20 protein-coding genes and 1 pseudogene are annotated in these 16,102 nt (G+C 43.0%); 7 read left to right on the top strand and 14 right to left on the bottom strand.

Annotation, left to right across the window (positions count from 1 at the left end):
* Positions 1-252: 252 nt before the first annotated feature.
* The 5 genes and pseudogenes from DP117_RS28200 to DP117_RS28180 form a co-directional block, all read right to left on the bottom strand.
* Positions 253-1,573 (bottom strand): annotated as a pseudogene (locus DP117_RS28200) (serine/threonine-protein kinase).
* Between the two features lie 152 nt (positions 1,574-1,725).
* Entirely contained in the window at positions 1,726-2,025 is a 300-nt protein-coding gene (locus tag DP117_RS28195) for a type II toxin-antitoxin system RelE/ParE family toxin (RefSeq protein WP_169221510.1), read from the bottom strand.
* Positions 2,026-2,027: 2 nt separating this feature from the next.
* On the bottom strand, positions 2,028-2,288 hold the full coding sequence (locus tag DP117_RS28190) for a type II toxin-antitoxin system ParD family antitoxin (RefSeq protein ID WP_169221509.1): 261 nt from the start codon (positions 2,286-2,288) through the stop codon (positions 2,028-2,030).
* A 121-nt stretch (positions 2,289-2,409) separates the two neighbouring features.
* Complete coding sequence (locus DP117_RS37380; RefSeq protein ID WP_339381031.1) at positions 2,410-2,472, bottom strand: hypothetical protein; 63 nt, start codon at positions 2,470-2,472, stop codon at positions 2,410-2,412.
* A 78-nt stretch (positions 2,473-2,550) separates the two neighbouring features.
* On the bottom strand, positions 2,551-4,014 hold the full coding sequence (locus DP117_RS28180) for an ATP-binding protein (protein WP_248277869.1): 1,464 nt from the start codon (positions 4,012-4,014) through the stop codon (positions 2,551-2,553).
* Between the two features lie 269 nt (positions 4,015-4,283).
* Between DP117_RS28180 and DP117_RS28175 the strand changes: the two genes are divergently transcribed.
* Together DP117_RS28175 and DP117_RS28170 are read left to right on the top strand one after the other, a co-directional pair.
* Positions 4,284-4,961, top strand: coding sequence for a response regulator transcription factor (locus tag DP117_RS28175; RefSeq protein WP_169221508.1), 678 nt, complete (start codon positions 4,284-4,286; stop codon positions 4,959-4,961).
* A gap of 3 nt (positions 4,962-4,964) precedes the next feature.
* Complete coding sequence (locus DP117_RS28170) at positions 4,965-6,512, top strand: ATP-binding protein (protein WP_339381030.1); 1,548 nt, start codon at positions 4,965-4,967, stop codon at positions 6,510-6,512.
* Between the two features lie 17 nt (positions 6,513-6,529).
* Here the strand turns inward: DP117_RS28170 and DP117_RS28165 are convergent, their stop codons facing one another.
* The 3 genes from DP117_RS28165 to crtH form a co-directional block, all read right to left on the bottom strand.
* Positions 6,530-7,147: a Tic20 family protein gene (locus DP117_RS28165; RefSeq protein ID WP_348983009.1), complete on the bottom strand. Its 618-nt coding sequence runs from the start codon at positions 7,145-7,147 to the stop codon at positions 6,530-6,532.
* Complete coding sequence (locus DP117_RS28160) at positions 7,131-7,328, bottom strand: hypothetical protein (RefSeq protein ID WP_169221507.1); 198 nt, start codon at positions 7,326-7,328, stop codon at positions 7,131-7,133. The genes DP117_RS28165 and DP117_RS28160 overlap by 17 nt, the downstream gene beginning before the upstream one ends.
* A gap of 377 nt (positions 7,329-7,705) precedes the next feature.
* Entirely contained in the window at positions 7,706-9,199 is a 1,494-nt protein-coding gene (crtH, locus tag DP117_RS28155) for a carotenoid isomerase (protein WP_169221506.1), read from the bottom strand.
* 505 nt (positions 9,200-9,704) lie between these two features.
* Between crtH and upp the strand changes: the two genes are divergently transcribed.
* From upp to DP117_RS28140, 3 genes are all read left to right on the top strand, one after another.
* Positions 9,705-10,355, top strand: a complete 651-nt coding sequence (upp, locus tag DP117_RS28150) for a uracil phosphoribosyltransferase (RefSeq protein ID WP_169221505.1) — start codon at positions 9,705-9,707, stop codon at positions 10,353-10,355.
* Between the two features lie 182 nt (positions 10,356-10,537).
* On the top strand, positions 10,538-10,897 hold the full coding sequence (locus tag DP117_RS28145; protein WP_169221504.1) for a hypothetical protein: 360 nt from the start codon (positions 10,538-10,540) through the stop codon (positions 10,895-10,897).
* A 175-nt stretch (positions 10,898-11,072) separates the two neighbouring features.
* Positions 11,073-11,327: a YggT family protein gene (locus DP117_RS28140; protein WP_169221511.1), complete on the top strand. Its 255-nt coding sequence runs from the start codon at positions 11,073-11,075 to the stop codon at positions 11,325-11,327.
* A 106-nt stretch (positions 11,328-11,433) separates the two neighbouring features.
* Here the strand turns inward: DP117_RS28140 and DP117_RS28135 are convergent, their stop codons facing one another.
* Positions 11,434-11,943, bottom strand: a complete 510-nt coding sequence (locus DP117_RS28135; RefSeq protein ID WP_248277868.1) for a hypothetical protein — start codon at positions 11,941-11,943, stop codon at positions 11,434-11,436.
* A 190-nt stretch (positions 11,944-12,133) separates the two neighbouring features.
* Between DP117_RS28135 and DP117_RS28130 the strand changes: the two genes are divergently transcribed.
* Complete coding sequence (locus tag DP117_RS28130) at positions 12,134-12,751, top strand: hypothetical protein (RefSeq protein ID WP_169221502.1); 618 nt, start codon at positions 12,134-12,136, stop codon at positions 12,749-12,751.
* A gap of 24 nt (positions 12,752-12,775) precedes the next feature.
* On the opposite strand, the gene DP117_RS28125 is transcribed toward DP117_RS28130, so the two are convergent.
* The 3 genes from DP117_RS28125 to DP117_RS28115 are packed head-to-tail and all read right to left on the bottom strand — an operon-like array spanning position 12,776 to position 14,214.
* Positions 12,776-13,030, bottom strand: a complete 255-nt coding sequence (locus DP117_RS28125; RefSeq protein WP_169158073.1) for a hypothetical protein — start codon at positions 13,028-13,030, stop codon at positions 12,776-12,778.
* A complete protein-coding gene (locus tag DP117_RS28120) occupies positions 13,002-13,331 on the bottom strand; it encodes a hypothetical protein (RefSeq protein WP_169221501.1) in 330 nt (109 codons plus the stop codon). Before DP117_RS28120 ends, DP117_RS28125 begins: the two co-directional genes overlap by 29 nt.
* 13 nt (positions 13,332-13,344) lie before the next feature.
* Positions 13,345-14,214 carry a shikimate dehydrogenase gene (locus tag DP117_RS28115; RefSeq protein ID WP_169221500.1) on the bottom strand — a complete coding sequence of 290 codons (870 nt, stop codon included), beginning with the start codon at positions 14,212-14,214 and terminating at the stop codon, positions 13,345-13,347.
* A 103-nt stretch (positions 14,215-14,317) separates the two neighbouring features.
* Between DP117_RS28115 and DP117_RS28110 the strand changes: the two genes are divergently transcribed.
* Complete coding sequence (locus DP117_RS28110; protein WP_169221499.1) at positions 14,318-15,265, top strand: alpha/beta fold hydrolase; 948 nt, start codon at positions 14,318-14,320, stop codon at positions 15,263-15,265.
* Positions 15,266-15,353: 88 nt separating this feature from the next.
* Here DP117_RS28110 and DP117_RS28105 read toward each other — a convergent pair whose 3' ends face one another.
* Positions 15,354-15,656, bottom strand: a complete 303-nt coding sequence (locus tag DP117_RS28105; protein ID WP_169221498.1) for a HigA family addiction module antitoxin — start codon at positions 15,654-15,656, stop codon at positions 15,354-15,356.
* A 13-nt stretch (positions 15,657-15,669) separates the two neighbouring features.
* Positions 15,670-15,954, bottom strand: a complete 285-nt coding sequence (locus DP117_RS28100; RefSeq protein ID WP_169221497.1) for a type II toxin-antitoxin system RelE/ParE family toxin — start codon at positions 15,952-15,954, stop codon at positions 15,670-15,672.
* Between the last annotated feature and the right edge of the window lie 148 nt (positions 15,955-16,102).

Below are 16,102 nucleotides of genomic sequence, written 5' to 3'. Positions count from 1 at the left end.
TCTGGACGCTAAATCAGAGATTATAGCGCCAGCCTTCTCTCCGAAATAGGTAAACAATGAAGAAATAGAGAAAATCGCAGAACAATTTATCCTCGCCAACTGTTACAATCCGCAGTTTGTCGGTGGCGTCGTACTACAAAATTCAACAAATTCATCATAAATTACGAGAGTACGCAGTGCCAGGTATCGGAAAGCCAGAACCCGAAAGTGACCCATTTATAAATCTTAATAAAAATCTGTAAGCCTCATATGTTAAACTTTATAAGTCTCGACGCGAGAGAAGAGTACTACCTTCTCACAACTATGCTTCGCATTCCAATACCACCCCTCCTCATCCCTACTTGCCACCAATGGAAGGTGTCCTTGGGGTGCCGTTAGGTCATAAGTAACATCACTGTAGTACAACCACAACCACTCTCCTCCTTTCCTCCAACCTACTGCGTCACCGAAAGCTTTCCAAATTTCACTGTCGTACTTTCTGGTTCCACCCAGACTTTGATAAATGCGCTTTTGCACAGAAAAGCCAAAGCGCCCATTGCTGTATTTTACCCAAAGTTGGTCAATCGTGCGCAGATCTTCACAGGGAAAGTTATCAATGTGTTCAACATCAAGCCAACCTTCTTGTTCTCGAACAGCTACCGCTAGCATAACTCGCGCTGTTTCTTCATCAGCTTCTTTCCACTTTCCTGCTGCTTTGTAAGTCACGCAGTCGGGTGTAGTCCATCTTCGCGGTTTTTAGCTTGATAGTCTCTTGAGTTTGTGCAATACCCAGCAATTCTCTAAACTCCCGCACTGTCTGGACTCTATTTTGTGGTTCAAACGCCATCCCTTTGAGAATTGCTTCATTGACGCGATCGCTAATCCGCGAATTAAATTGCTTTGGCGGTGGTAACTGCGCGTACTTGCGAAAATTAGCAGGAAAAGGAACCTCAGCAGTAAGCAAAGAATACAGCGTCGCAGCGAAACCATAAACATCTGTGCAAGGAGCAAAATTACCGCGTCGTTCGTACTGTTCAATTGGTGCATAACCTTCCGTCTTTGCATTCGTCATGCTTGCTGTTTTCCCAAGGTTAAACTCACGCGCTAACCCAAAGTCAATTAATACTGCTTGTTGCGTCCCGAGTCGTAACAGAATATTATTCGGTTTGATATCCCGATGTAAAAATTTCTGTTTGTGGACATATTCCAAAGCTTGCCCAACTTGGTCAATGTAGCGTAGAGCTTCATTCTCTGGCAACTGTCCGCGCTGCTCAATATGAACTGCTAAATCTTGCCCTGAAATATATTCCATCACCATGCCCCACAGCCCAGCTTCCCGTATCATTTCGTAAACTTGGACAATGTGAAGATGAGTACACCCTCGTAACCGCAAAGCTTCGTTGACAAATTTTTCTTGTTCTTCCTCAAAGTCAGGCTGACTTTGCTGCATGGGGTTAAGAGTTTTGATGGCGATGATTTTATTTGTATTGTTGGCGATCGCACTGTAGGTGACACCATAGCCACCACCACCAAGAATTTTTTGAATAGTGAATCTACCGTTTTTTATAATTTGATTGGGTTGCCAGTATTGCATTGTTCGCTGCTTACGGCTTGAGAGCTATACTTAGAGCTTAATGCTTAGGCGTGAAAAAAGTTTGGTTATTCAGTTATCGAACAAATCTCAATACAGTTCGGTTAGCTTGTTTATCTCAACAGAGAAATCTTTGAGATGATCGAGAGAGCATTTCAGTTAGATTCCTCAAAAAGAGATGGAAAATTACGACGACCACTCACAACACGCAGGATTTCAATACCATCATCTAAAACTCTGTAGAAAATGATATATCCCTCCAGGGGCAATCCTCGTAAGTCGGGACGGATTTGTGCATAACTTTTACCACTGCTTGGGAAGATAACAAGTTGTTGACATTTGCGGTTGAATTCACGGAAAAACCGTTCGCCTGCCTCGATGCTATTCTGGGCAAAGTAATCAGCAATTTCATTGAGATCTCGGCTAGCGAGAATGTTGATGATGTAGTGCTTCATTCTTATGCTTGACGTGCTTGCCGGAACCGCTCTAGAATTTGATTCACGAAAGTCTCACCGTCAATTGGTGGGGTATGCTCTGAAGCAGCGATCGCAGCGTCAACTTTTTCTCGTACATCCTCAACCCACTCCGCATCGGCGCGATCGTATTCATCTAGCAACCGTAGAGCAACTTCAAGGACTTCTTCTGCAGAACGATATTTTCCATCTTGAAGTTTAGTTTGAATAAAACGCTCTTGGTCAGGAGTAAGACTTATGCTCATGGGAAACCTCTATTTTCATCTAAAACTTTTGATTCAAATATGGCGAAGCTTGTATGCTAAAGTGCTACTCGCTTTGATTTGCTTGCAACCAATTCAGCAAATCCTCCATCGCGGTAAAATCTCACAAGGCTTCACCAAGTGCTTCTAACTGAGAAAGAGTGAGAGATTGGATGTGCGATCGCAAATCTTGTGATAATTCTCCTACCCGTTTTTGTAATAGTCACACAAAATTGCTAAACTTACAGCAGGCTGGTGGAAGCGATCAAACTGGATCAACTGGAATAATGAGTGTGAATGTTGCTCCCTCACCTGGACGGCTAACGAGTTTGACTCGTCCTCCGTGTGCTTGAGAAATGGCCCGCACTATTGCTAACCCTAAACCTGTTCCATCAGAACGGCGGTAGCTGTTTTCACCGCGAGCAAATCGTTCAAAAATGCGCTGCTGGTCAGTCAAGGGAATACCTTCACCGGTATCCCGTACCCAAAAGCAAGCAGTGCCATTCTGAAGAGAAGAGCCAAGTGCGATTGTGTTGTTTACCTCCGTGTGTTGAGTCGCATTCTGCGCTAAATTCATCACTGCCTGTGTCAATCGCTGGTGGTCTGCTACAATGCGACCCGTTCCCTTAGTATCTAGACACCAGTTGCGTGGGGCTAGGGCTTTCGCCTTGGCAAACAATTCTTCTGTCAGTAACGCAACATCTACAAGTTCTAAGTGCAAGAAGTTCGGCTGCTGTGCTTTTGCTAAAAGCAGCAAATCATCCACAAAGCGGCTCATGCGATCCAATTCATCGGTCACAAGCAGCAGAGTTTCCTGCTGTTCTTTTGGATCATCTCCCATTAATTCCAAATGTCCACGAATAATTGTGATCGGGGTTCGCAGTTCATGCCCCACATCATTAATGAATTCCCGTTGACTGGTAAATGCGGTTTGAAGCCGATCAAGCATTTCATTGAACCGAATGGTAAGTTCCCCAATCTCATCAAAGCGATAGACTGGAATCCGGCGAGTCAAATCTGATTCGCTGGTGATGCCTGCGGCTTCGGTCAATAAGCGCAGGGGAGCCATCACCTGTCCACTGACAACCCAGGCGATGACAGAAGCGAAGATCAAGACTCCAAGCATCACATTGGCAATAACTACAATCGCTTCATTCACTTCTTGACGTTCAGCAGAAATGGAGTGAGCAACCACAAAAACGCCACGATTCTTGCCCCGAACGAATGGTTCTGCCCGATAAAGGATGATTTCACCTGTTTGTGACCTCACCCAACAACGCTCAGGTTTGGTCAGTTGTGCCAGGGATTGAACTAACTTACCATCCTCGCCTAAAACAGTAGGGACAGCTCTGGGGCTGGAGCGATAAAATTTACCATTGAGCAGTGTCAGCAAAAACTCATGATTGTCAGGAATATTACGCCTGAGAAACACTTTAAAAACGGCAGCGAGATTATCTCCAAAGGGTTTGCCCGTTGCAGGATTTTGCCCATCAACAAGTTGCCGAAACTCCTGCACCTCCTGCGTCAGAGAGCGCTCAACTCGCCCCTGCAATCGAGTCAGAAGGATTTGACGGATCATCACAATGCTCATCAGAGCAGAAGCAGACATCAACAGCACATACCACGCCAGAATACGCGTCCGAGTACTCAAGAACACCCGCCGCCATCCAGACGACGGTGATTGGTCTAAGCCAGTTTTCCAACTTTTGTGCTTTGGTTTCAATTGCATAACGGCGGGTCACAGATTCCCCAGATTTCTCATAAACCCTGAAAAAAACAGGGGTCAAAAACTGCCAAAAGATTTCTTGCAAAATAATTGTAAAAGTTATACAATGTGACCCCTAGTAATACAAATTGTATACCAGAACAATTCAAGTTTGAACCAGAGAAATCCCACCGCTGCGAAAAACCTAGTTCTTTGCAAAATTCAAAGAGGGTTAATTAACGGCACGGTTGTACATGTATCCATACTAAGCTGTTTGCTCGCATGAAAAAACCATGCATATCCTGTTCGTTGAAGATGAATCAAGAATTGCCAATTTCGTCCGCGCTGGACTGAAGGAACAGGGATTTGTCGTTGACTATTGCGATAATGGCGATGATGGATACATTCGAGCAATGGAAAATGAATATGATGCAATCGTCCTTGATATCATGGTTCCAGGTAAAGATGGATTGTTTATCCTCAAACACCTACGACGCGAAGGGCGTAATGTACCGGTGATTTTGTTAACAGCTCGCAATGAACTAGATGATCGACTTGAAGGTCTCAATCTTGGGGCGGACGACTATATCGCAAAACCGTTTTTTGTTGAGGAGTTGGTTGCTCGGATTCATGCTGTGGTGCGTCGGAGTATGGGCGATCGCCAAAATCTGTTGTGTGTCGGACCACTCAAATTGGATCGTATCACGCGGGAAGTCACCTGTAATCAGCAGATTGTGGAACTCACCACCCGTGAGTTCAATCTCCTAGAATATCTGATGCGCTCTCCCGGACGAGTTTTTACCCGTATGCAAATCTTGGAACATGTCTGGGGTTATGATTTCAATCCTAGCACCAACGTGGTTGATGTATGCATCCAAAGGATTCGTAAAAAGATTGACCTTATTGGTGGAATGGGTTGGATTGAGAGTGTACGTGGAGTTGGGTATCGTTTTTCTAAGCCGGAATCTTGAATTGTGAAACTCCGTTCGTTTCGACTCCGAATTGCCTTGTTGTCTGCTGCACTCGCTGGTAGCACACTCATCGGATTTGGGTTAGTCTCTTGGTTTCTTATTTATGATGCTAAACTCAACCGCCTTGATGCAGAATTAAAAGGTCACCTAATGTGGACAGGTCGCCCACGATCCCCAGAACGTTGGCAATCGTTTGAAACTTTATTATCTAATCAACTAGGGAGAAATACACAGACATCTATTGCACTTCTAGTCATCGACACAAATGACAAAATCGTTTATCAGTCAGAGGAATGGTCTGATGAGCTAAATGTCAATGGTCTGTGGTCTGCCCGTCCGCGAGTATCCCCTACTACCTCATCCTCCAGCCAACAAAGTTCTTCCTCACAGACAGAACAAGAATCTCAAGAACAATCACAACGCCCTCGCAAGCGTCCTCCTCGTGTACCACCGCCTCCTCCTCGAATTGTTACTCAGTACACATCAACAGGGGCTTGGCGCGTTGGTGCGATTACCTTTTCCCAGGTTCGAGTTGCGATCGCCGTTAGCTTAAAAGCCATTGATCAAGAAATGGCTGTTATTCGTAACATCTTCCTAATTTCAATACCTGTGGTGCTTCTGTTGGTTGCTGGAGGTGCTTGGGGGCTGTCTGGCAAAGCATTATATCCGATTAAACAATTAACTGTAGCAATTCGACAAGTGACAGTTCAAGGGCTAGACCAACGAGTTCCCATTGATGCAATAGATGTTGAATTTGTAGAGCTGATTCAGGTATTTAACCAGATGTTGGAACGCTTAGAACACAGCTTTAAGCAAGCGTCTCGTTTTAGCGCTGATGCAGCTCACGAACTCAAAACCCCACTTACAATTTTACAAGGTGAAATAGAACAGATTTTGCAACAGGCTGAACCTGGTTCGCAGATCCAACAAAGCTTGAGTCATCTTTTGGATGAAGTGCGCCGTCTTAGTGGAATTGTGCGTAAACTCTTGCTGCTTTCTCTAGCAGATGCTGGACAAATGAGGCTGCAACGAGTTGAAGTCAATCTATCTCAATTATTAATCGAGATGGTTGAGGATATAGAACTGCTTGCACCGCAGTTAACCCTTGAGACAAAAATTGCTGAACGATTGTATGTACAGGGCGATCGCGATTTGCTAACCCAAATTTTACAAAACTTATTGAGCAATGCCATCAAATATAATCTTCCTGAAGGTTGGATACGAATTCACACTCGTCAGCAACAAACAACAGTCTTAGTAACAATCAGCAATTCCTCTAAAGATATTCCCTTAAGCGATCGCCAACGAATTTTTGACCGCTTTTATCGCAGTGACCCCGCCCGAACGCGCAAGGTGGACGGAGTAGGGTTAGGATTGAGTTTAGCATGGGAAATTGCACGCGCTCATGGCGGTGAACTAACACTTGACTCAACACCATCCGGCCAGACTGCGTTCACTTTAAGCTTGCCGAAATCACAAATCAATAACTCTTTTCCGTCGCAAGATAGATGTGCTAAAACCCTGAAAGGATTTACTAACTTCAAGCAATAATACTGAATGCGAGTATTCTAGTCACGAGTTCCTGTGTAAGCGGCTTGGGAGATGAGAGGAATTTCAGCGTACATTCCTCTTACAGCTTGGACAATACTATATATTGATGCAACGACAACTGCCAGGAAAATTAAGGTGACAACCACATTCCCAAACAAAGGCACTGATATTGACGCACCTTGTTGCACAATACCTATAAGTTGTAGAACTGCCATACACAAATAAGTAAATATGGATAGCAAAAGTGCCTGCAAGGTATGGAACCGAATAAAGTGTTGAACTTTTTCGTTTCTGACTACAAGAAGATACAAAGCAAAGAAAATAACAAAATCCGCACCAATAAATGGTATCAATTGATTTAAAAATTGATACAGTTGCATCACAGGCATTAAGGGCACATACAGCCATTGTAGAAAGGGGAACTGTGAAAATAAGAAGAAGCCAAATGCATAAACTTGAATTAAAGGCAAAATATAAGGCAAGCAAGACAAAAGACGATTTTGAGTTGTGGTACTTCCCCGCCAAGCCATCTTGATTTCTCCTGTTGTTAAACAATCAATGCTACTAAGCCAAGGATAACGCAGGTAAGTAGACACAGAAAAAGAAACAAGCTGTTGGTCATTCAATATTGGCAACTCGAAAACCCATCACACACTCATATTGGTCTGGTTGCTGTTCAGTCAGTTTGCGAATTGCATGACCACATAACAGTTTACCTTGACGCCACCGAGGTTGACCGCTTCCATCAGCAAGTAAACAAGATTGACAGACTTGTTGAGGAGTAAAAATTTGGTTATCCATGAGAATTACTAGCATCCAATCCCTCCTGTTAAGGACTGATTATGACTCACATATACCCAGGAGGAGAACACTGTGGTCAGGGTGGTAATAAATGTTGTAGCGGATGATTTGTCTGTGGTCCTATGGTTGTCGCATCCGTTACATTCTTAACTGTTACCCTTTGCCCAACCTTCCATGCTCACTTTGGAAGAATGTGGGTCATTACAATCTCGTCAAAATTTTTCTGTGTACTTTCGTTTATTGTACGTTGATTCTTTGATTTTGTAGTAATAAGTAATACATAAATTAATTTATGAATTATTAAATCCCTCTGGACAAAGAAGGGCGATGCCCAAGCCGCCACTTTCGGTGAACGTCTATCTTAAAGAAGCTTTACGAATCTGGAAGCAAGTTCACATCCCCAAATCCACGGCAATTCGATGGGCACATGCAAACCCAGAAAATGCCACCGCATTTAAACCTTGACCTGGAAACGTACTATCTCCGACACAATAAAGTCCTGGGATAGGCGTTCTATTGAATGGCATTCCTAACAACCCCCGCAACTTCCGGCGGGGAATTGGTCCATATGTACCATCTTGACGCCCTAAAAAGCGACGATGAGTTAATGGCGTTCCTACTTCCAGATAATCCAACCCTGCATTTAAACCAGGAAAAATCTTCTCTAAACGCTCAATTATGCGCCAAGCTGCTTCTTCCTTCTTCACCTCGTACATTCTTGCACAGAGTCCTCGCCATTCATCAATCCAGTGAGGTGTAAAGGCGTGAATAATGTGATGTCCTGCTGGCGCTAAATCTGGATCTAGCAACGTAGGGATAGACACAAACAGAGTCCCTTCTGATTCTGTCATCTTTTCCCAATCTTCTAAGATGATATGATGACACTCCGTTCCCTTTGGCAAAACCTCTGCCTTCACTCCGATGTGCAAGCTGAGAAAACTGGGCGACTTATGATAGCGTTGCTGCCAATTTATCTCAGCAGAAGGAATTTCTTGTTGACTCATTAGTTTGCCAAATGTGTCCCAGCGTGTGGCATTGGACACGATGCGCTTGGCACGGTATACTTGACCGCTAGCGAGTTGCACTCCTACGGCTCGTCTGTTTTCTATGATAATTTTTGTTACCCTAGCTTGATACTGAATCTCACCACCAGCTTTAATCAGCCCCTCTACTAATTTTTGGGCTATTTGTCCGACGCCTCCTTTAGGATAGTTGACTCCTCCATAGTGCCTATCAGAAAAGACCATCCCAGCATTTATCATTGGTGTCATGTCAGCTGGTACAACCGACCAACAATAACACTCCATATCAATAAATTTCAGCAACTGAGGATCTTGAATATAGCGTCGTGCGACATCTCCAGCATTTTGAGGCAGATACTTCACCAAACCAAGACACTTCAGGGGATGCTGAAAAAATACACGCATTAAATACCGGGGTTCTTCCAGCGACAGCAAGTCTATGCTGTTCAGACAATGAAAGACTTTCCAACATTCGTCATAAAATCGACGAATTTCTTGACTCTGATTCGGAAAATACCCAGTCAGATTTTGCAAAAATTTTTCATAAACTCTATCGACTTTGAGATTTAAGCCGTTCGGCAAATGATAGTGAATTTGTACTGAATCAGGAACAACTTCTAAACTAACGTTGACAGCTTGCAAAGCACGAGTCAGTAAGTTGGTGGTACCTTTGTGCCCAAATCCAAAAATCATCGAAGCCCCGACATCGAAGCGATAGCCTTGGCGTTCAAAGTAACCAGCACTGCCTCCTGGAATCAGATAACGTTCTAGCATCATTACCTTGGCACCTTTTACTGCTAGCTGAGTCGCTGTCACTAAGCCACCGATACCAGATCCAATGACAATAACATCACTAGCCTGCATGTTTTTTGTCCTCTGTTCTTTGTCTTTTGTCTTTAGCAATCTTACTAGGACTTACGCAAAAACCCTTTTAAACCCTCTTAACTTCGTGCTCTATGCCCTGCGGGCACGCTACGCTAACGCGTCCTACCCTGCGGGAAGCCCTTCGGGGAAGACCTTCGGTCTCGCTGCGCTAACGCAGTCGCCTCTGTCGGGAAACCCTCCTGCAGCGCTGTCTCACCGCTGCGCGTCTATGCGGTTTATTTTTTCATTATTTTGCGTAAGTCCTGTCTTAATCATAAAAAAAAAGGGACAGCCTGCTGCTGCTGGCCAATCCCGTCTGCCGATCCTTAAAGAGAGGAGAACACTGAATTACAATATAACCTCGATTGAGAATTTATGTCAACAATTAATGCAAAAGAGTTTCAATACTTGTTGAGTTGTGCTTATTTTAGCTTTGAGTTGTATCCCAGAAAAAGTATTATTATGTTTCAGTCGTTATACGATATGGAAAAGCTTATATCCGGCTATGACGCTACAATTGCGTGTTTATGTCCCACCTCATCCTCTAATTAAGCACTGGTTAGCAGTCGCCCGTGATGCTGCTACACCCTCCGTATTATTTCGCAGTGCAATGACCGAATTAGGACGATGGTTAACTTATGAAGCAGCAAGAGAGTGGTTACCCACTCAAGAAATAACAGTCCAAACTCCTTTGGATAATAGTCCAGCAACTTTAATAAATCCAACAGTTCCAATAGCAGTCGTACCGATTCTGCGAGCTGGGTTAGGATTGCTAGAGGGAGCACAAACAGTGTTGCCTTTGGCATCAATTTACCATCTTGGCTTAGTGCGCGATGAAAAAACACTGCAACCGTCTTGTTACTTAAATAAATTGCCTGAAAAATTCAAAGCGCAAACGCGAGTGTTAGTGACCGATCCAATGTTAGCAACAGGCGGGTCGATCATGAATGCAATGGCAGAATTAACACAACGGGGTATTGACCCAGCCCTAACGCGGATTGTGTGTGTTGTAGCAGCACCGCCAGCTTTACAAAAACTGAATGATGCTTATCCGGGTTTAATTGTTTACACAGCTACAATTGATGAAACGGTTAACAATCAGGGATTTATTGTACCAGGATTAGGAGATGCAGGCGATCGCATCTTTGGGACATAAGTTAGTATGCAGCTAAGGCACATAACGCGTAAATAAATCTCCAGCCTTATTAAAATGAATAACCGACTACGCCCACAAATCAATCACAAAGGCTGGAGGTTTCTTTTTATGAATCTCCCTAAGACAACATGAGGTGCAAAAACAACCCAAAAGGTGCAGCGTTTCTTCAAGGCGGTATAATTATGAGTCAGCAAGATGGTTTCGCAGGCGGTTTTTTTGCCGGAGCAATTTTCGGTGGTGTTGTTGGTGGTATTATCGGTACGCTTGTTGCTACAAGACGTGATCCAGAACAAATAGTTGAGGAAGAACCTCAAACAACCACCAATTCAACAGAAGCGAAAAAAGTCACCAAAAGACGTCAAATGAGAGCTTCGGAAAATGAGAGTATGGAAATGGAAGTGGCGAGGCGATCGCTTGAAGATAAAATCGCCCAGCTTAATGCCACAATTGATGAAGTGCGGCAGCAGCTAGGGAGTGTGAGTGGCAATACCAATCAAGTCATTCACGAACGTTCTTCATTGCGTAGCGAGGAGTCACGCTAACGTTTTCAAAGCAAAATAGTGGGATTGTCAACAGTCATCACTCATCAGCATGTATAGTTTGATAAAAACTAGTTGACAACTGATGACTGTATCTGCACGCCATGACATCGGCTCAATTAAAATCAAAGATAAGACCGCTTTTGACACTTAACAGGAAACCAACCCATTCATGAATTTGGATCTACTGATTAACACGCTGGTTACTTTCATAACCATTTATAGCTATTTACTGATTATTCGGGTTTTGTTGACATGGTTCCCCAACGTCAATTGGTATAATCAACCATTTGCCGCTTTGAGCCAAGTCACTGATCCTTATCTCAATCTGTTTCGTTCCATCATCCCCCCATTGGGTGGTATTGATTTTTCCCCGATCTTAGCCTTCTTGCTACTGAACATAGTAGGTGGCGGGTTACAGGGGTTGCGATAATCATCCTCTGCAATTGGTGGAATTTAGCTAGCCGTAATGGTTGAAGTACCCATAGACAAACCCAACCTTTCTAAGAAAAGTTGGGTTTTACTTATTATAATGAAGACTACCGACGCACTGGAGCACTAAACCCAGCCGCCTTGAACTGCTTCAACTTCAAAGGTACAGGCTGGTTTGCAGGGACGGAAATCCTCAATTCAAAATCACTGACACCTGGTGGAATTTCTTTAATAGAACCAAGACGAGTACGGTTTTGCATCACAGAGTCATTGTTAGCATCATAAATGCGCCCAAAAATATCTGCATCGTAGACAGTTTTGTTCGTGCCATTTTGAGCTTTGCCAGTGACAAGAAAGCAGTTTGCCACCATAGTTGTACCACTTGTCACGGCCCCTTGTGCTAATTCTTTTGGACATTCATGATAAGAAATGTTAGATAGTTTAATCTGTGTCAATGCTACGGCGCTTGGTGTAAACAACCACGATAGAACCCCGATGACACAGGAAATAAAAATAACTTTAACTACTCTTGAGTACTGAGTCTTCAATCTTGAGAAATTCCTTGTAGATAAAGCCAGGGAATTTAATAACGATAGTAGACTATTTTTCTTTTGCATATCTCCAATCACAAGAATAACGAAACTATATACCAACAGAAGGGGTGCGACTAACTCAGCACTCGACGTTGGCTCATAAACACTGTTTTCAACCTCAGCTTACCCGAAATTAGCTCTTAAGATATTAGCTAGTTCTTTTTAACTTTTGTAATAATTATGAAATATAAAACTCTCAATTGCTATATAGCTTATGAGTCCAGATGAGATGAAAGCAGCCTTGCAAACAGCATTTGATCGTTGTGATGTCGCAAGCTGTCCTCTCTCTGATAAGCAGAAAGAGATATTACTGCAAATCTTAGAACAAGTTAAGGAATCTCATACTGTTGTGTCTGATATCGCTAATCCCCTAGACGAACTGACAAAAGAAGAATTGCAAGCATTTTTAGAGTTCGTCAAAGCACAAGAGGAACAACAACAGTCGTGGAAAGCGCAGTTACTAAACGACTGGCTACGTGAAAATAACTCTGGAGCTGTACAATTTATTCGCGATCGCTATGGATTACCCTGGCTGAATCGTATTGAGCCACATCACTTTGACAAGTATGCTGCTCAGGATGTCCTTAAATTAAAGATAGGCGATCGCATTGAGGTTTGCAATGCTCTTTGGGAATGGGTACAAGATAATGGTCCTTGCACCCCAGAATGGTATTCCTGTATTGTCATTAAAGTTAATAAGATAGGGGATGGTGATTCTTCTTCAACCAACTGTATCGTCCGCTTCAACAACGGTGCTGAATTTGAAATTCAAGGTATGTACGAATGGAATCGCGTTCATTGGCGAAGAGGGAGTCAGGGAGTTCGTCCTTAGCATAAAAAGGGGTCGGAATTTTAATTATGGAGTTGCTGAAACTGAAGCTCTTAGTCGTCCTTCGACTCGTTCATATTCATCTTCAAGTAGCCAAAGTTTTGCCTCAAGGTAAGTGTTGCTATTGAACACTAACTGATAATTTTGACTTGGATCGTAAATACAGCTTTTACCAGAACTGTCGCTCAATAAAATCAAAACGTAGGGAGGCGAGGCGGTTGGATCTATCCATAGCTCTGTAAACTCCCAGTTATCAGCTAGGTTTTGTGCGTGGGATAACATGATACTTGTTTCCTTTTACTTTCATCTGTGCGTAATAAAGTGGAATTTTACTACCGTCAATACTGACACGATATCCAACAGGTTCGTTAAAGTATAATCCATAGCGTTCATGTCCACGAATGACTCCTGTAAACTCCCCTTTTTCTATGATTGCTTGAGTAACCATAGACATTGTTGCTTCATCATTAAACACGTGAGCGCTTCCTTCTTTTTGAAGTAGCTGTTGCATTTGGGGGGTATCTGGGAGATGCTTGGCAACATGTTTAATATCGAGAGTTAGTTCTCGGTCAATTAGACTCATTCAAAGGTCGAACTCACGTTAAACCCAAATGGTGTCGCAAAGCTTGACGCATCACGTCTACAGGAACAGTATCCTGTTGTAACCAGATTTTTAATGCTGCTGCGCCTTGTTGAACAAGCATTTCCAATCCATCAATCGCAATCACACCGACTTGCTGCGCTTGTCTGAGAAATTTTGTTGGGTTAGGGGTATATATCAAATCGTAGGCGATCGCCCCTGCTGGCAAATTCTCCATTTCCTCCACACTCAAAGGTGATTCCTCAACATGAGGATACATCCCGATGGGCGTTGTATTTACCAGTAGCTTTGCTTGTGGAATGAGTTTTGGTAGAGAATGCCATGTGTGAACTTGTAAATTCTGCGACTCGCGAGAATCACCCCAACTATTTTGAAATTCTTCTAACTTTTGGGCGTTGCGTCCAACAACAAAAATCTTCTCACAACCTAATTCAGCACAACCTGCAACAACTGCTCTTGCTGCGCCACCATTACCTAAAATCAGAGCTACTGTTTGGCTCCAATCCTGATTATACATTGTTTGCAGAGGAGCAAGAAATCCTTCAATATCTGTGTTTGTCCCAATCCATTTATTGTCTTTACGACTTACCGTATTGACTGCGCCCACAGCTTTGGCAGTCGGTGAAATTTCTGATAACAAAGGCAGTATTGTTTGTTTATGGGGAATTGTAACGTTAAAACCGACAACACCAACAGCCGCAAAGCCAAGAATCGCGACTTCTAAATTCTGTGGTTCTATAGGAAAAGGGACATAGACGTAATTTAGTCCCAACTGCGTAAGTGCAGCATTGTGCATCACAGGTGATAGTGAATGTTCTACCGGATACCCAATCACTCCAAGCAGTTTAGTTTTGCCTGTAATCATAAGTTTTTTATGAGTTATTTATCATTAGTCACTGAGAAAAAGGATAAATGACTCTCATCACTCAGTTAGAATTATTAAAGGGTACTTAACATTTCTTTATATCATGCAGGGAACAAAAGCCCCCTCTACAACTCCAATTCCTGGTAAATATTGGCAGTGGCGAGGGCAAAGAATTTATTACGTAAAAGCGGGAGAACCAAAAATTCAACGTCCTCCCTTATTATTGGTACACGGTTTTGGTGCATCAACAGACCACTGGCGCAAGAACATCACAGGACTGTGTAACGATTTTGAAGTCTTTGCGATTGACCTTTTAGGATTTGGGCGTTCCGCAAAACCTAAATTGGAATACAGTGGTGACTTATGGCGTGACCAGCTCAATGATTTTATCACTGAAGTGATTGGTCAAAAGGCAGTGTTAGCAGGTAATTCTCTAGGAGGGTATGCAAGCTTATGTGTTACAGCACAACGCCCTGATACAGCAGCAGGTTTGGTATTACTTAACAGTGCTGGTCCTTTTAGCGAAAACCAGCCTTCACCAGAACCAGAAGCATTACAAACTCAAATTGAGCCTCCTAAAGCAAATGAAAAGCTACAAAAACTACTGGGTGAAGTTGCCAAGTGGATTTTTCGACAGCCTTTAGCCCAGTATCTCTTATTTCAATACATAAAACAACCTTGGGTGATTCGCAAAACTTTAGAGAAAGTTTATCTTGACAAAAGTGCCATTACAGACCAATTAGTAGAAGAAATTTATCGTCCTGCTTGCGACTCAGGTGCTTTGGATGTATTTTTGTCTGTGTTTAGCACTCCTCAAGGGGAAAAAGTTGATATCCTGCTCAAGCAATTAACTTGTCCTTTGTTGATATTGTGGGGAGAAGCTGATCCTTGGGTGAATGCGAGAGAACGTTCAAAGAAGTTTCGGCAATATTATCCTGAATTAACAGAATACTTCTTGCGGGCGGGTCATTGTCCTCATGATGAAATACCAGATGAAGTCAATCGTCTGTTCCGTGATTGGGTTTTGTCTACAGTTGTGAGTTCGTCGTGATAGGCGCGTTACATTCATGACTTACACCTCACCCCATCCCCTCTCCTTACCAAGGAGAGGGGTGCCCGTAAGGGCGGGGTGAGGTTTGCTAGGCTACGTTGTTAAAGACAGGAATTTGATTGTAAACATCTGCGTTTTCTTCCAAAGCCTGACGTAAATCATATTGTATTTGCAAATTCAGCCAAAACTGAGCGCTGTTACCGAAATAGCGGGATAGACGCAAAGCTGTATCCGCTGTAAGACTACGTTTTGCTGACAAAATTTCGCTAATCCGTGTCTGGGCTACACCTATATCTTTACTCAACCGATAAGGAGTGATATTCAATGGTTCCAAAAATTCTAGTCGCAGAATTTCGCCGGGATGGATGTTTGGCAAACGGTCATGATTCATGATAGTTTTTTACTCAGTGGTAGTCTACTATTTCAACTTCATCCGCATTATTTTCATCTGTCCAGAGAAAGCAGATTCGCCACTGGTCATTAATGCGGATACTATATTGCCCTTTTCTGTTACCAACTAGCTTTTCTAATCGATTACCCGGTGGAATGCGCAAGTCGTTTATTGATGTTGCGGCGTTGAGTAGAAGCAACTTTCGTAAAGCAACTTTTTGAATTTCCGGCGGGAATTGAGGAGATGTAAAGCCATCAAAGATGAGCTTTGTTTCTTCGGATTTGAAGCTAATAATCACAATAGAATATTATCGCGCTGCGTTACTATCGTCAAGCGTTAGTAGTATACATTAATCTTTGACAAGTCCTCAAGAAATTGGAGTAGTTAGTAGGGGAGACTCGTAAAACGGTGCAAAACACCATAAAACGGTACAATTTATTGTTGTC

Origin of the sequence: Brasilonema sp. UFV-L1, assembly GCF_012912105.1 — a bacterium.
In the GTDB taxonomy this organism is placed as follows: domain Bacteria; phylum Cyanobacteriota; class Cyanobacteriia; order Cyanobacteriales; family Nostocaceae; genus Brasilonema.
Note: the sequence above shows the minus strand (reverse complement) of the source record. Positions and strands in the feature narration are given on the sequence as shown.

Bases quoted from the DNA above. Each gene is read 5' to 3' on its own strand.
- DP117_RS28195 (WP_169221510.1), bottom strand. From the start codon at position 2,025: ATGAAGCACTACATCATCAACATTCTCGCTAGCCGAGATCTCAATGAA.
- DP117_RS28190 (WP_169221509.1), bottom strand. From the start codon at position 2,288: ATGAGCATAAGTCTTACTCCTGACCAAGAGCGTTTTATTCAAACTAAA.
- DP117_RS28180 (WP_248277869.1), bottom strand. From the start codon at position 4,014: ATGCAATTGAAACCAAAGCACAAAAGTTGGAAAACTGGCTTAGACCAA.
- DP117_RS28175 (WP_169221508.1), top strand. From the start codon at position 4,284: ATGCATATCCTGTTCGTTGAAGATGAATCAAGAATTGCCAATTTCGTC.
- DP117_RS28160 (WP_169221507.1), bottom strand. From the start codon at position 7,328: ATGCTAGTAATTCTCATGGATAACCAAATTTTTACTCCTCAACAAGTC.
- crtH (WP_169221506.1), bottom strand. From the start codon at position 9,199: ATGCAGGCTAGTGATGTTATTGTCATTGGATCTGGTATCGGTGGCTTA.
- upp (WP_169221505.1), top strand. From the start codon at position 9,705: ATGACGCTACAATTGCGTGTTTATGTCCCACCTCATCCTCTAATTAAG.
- DP117_RS28145 (WP_169221504.1), top strand. From the start codon at position 10,538: ATGAGTCAGCAAGATGGTTTCGCAGGCGGTTTTTTTGCCGGAGCAATT.
- DP117_RS28135 (WP_248277868.1), bottom strand. From the start codon at position 11,943: ATGCAAAAGAAAAATAGTCTACTATCGTTATTAAATTCCCTGGCTTTA.
- DP117_RS28130 (WP_169221502.1), top strand. From the start codon at position 12,134: ATGAGTCCAGATGAGATGAAAGCAGCCTTGCAAACAGCATTTGATCGT.
- DP117_RS28125 (WP_169158073.1), bottom strand. From the start codon at position 13,030: ATGTTATCCCACGCACAAAACCTAGCTGATAACTGGGAGTTTACAGAG.
- DP117_RS28120 (WP_169221501.1), bottom strand. From the start codon at position 13,331: ATGAGTCTAATTGACCGAGAACTAACTCTCGATATTAAACATGTTGCC.
- DP117_RS28115 (WP_169221500.1), bottom strand. From the start codon at position 14,214: ATGATTACAGGCAAAACTAAACTGCTTGGAGTGATTGGGTATCCGGTA.
- DP117_RS28110 (WP_169221499.1), top strand. From the start codon at position 14,318: ATGCAGGGAACAAAAGCCCCCTCTACAACTCCAATTCCTGGTAAATAT.
- DP117_RS28105 (WP_169221498.1), bottom strand. From the start codon at position 15,656: ATGAATCATGACCGTTTGCCAAACATCCATCCCGGCGAAATTCTGCGA.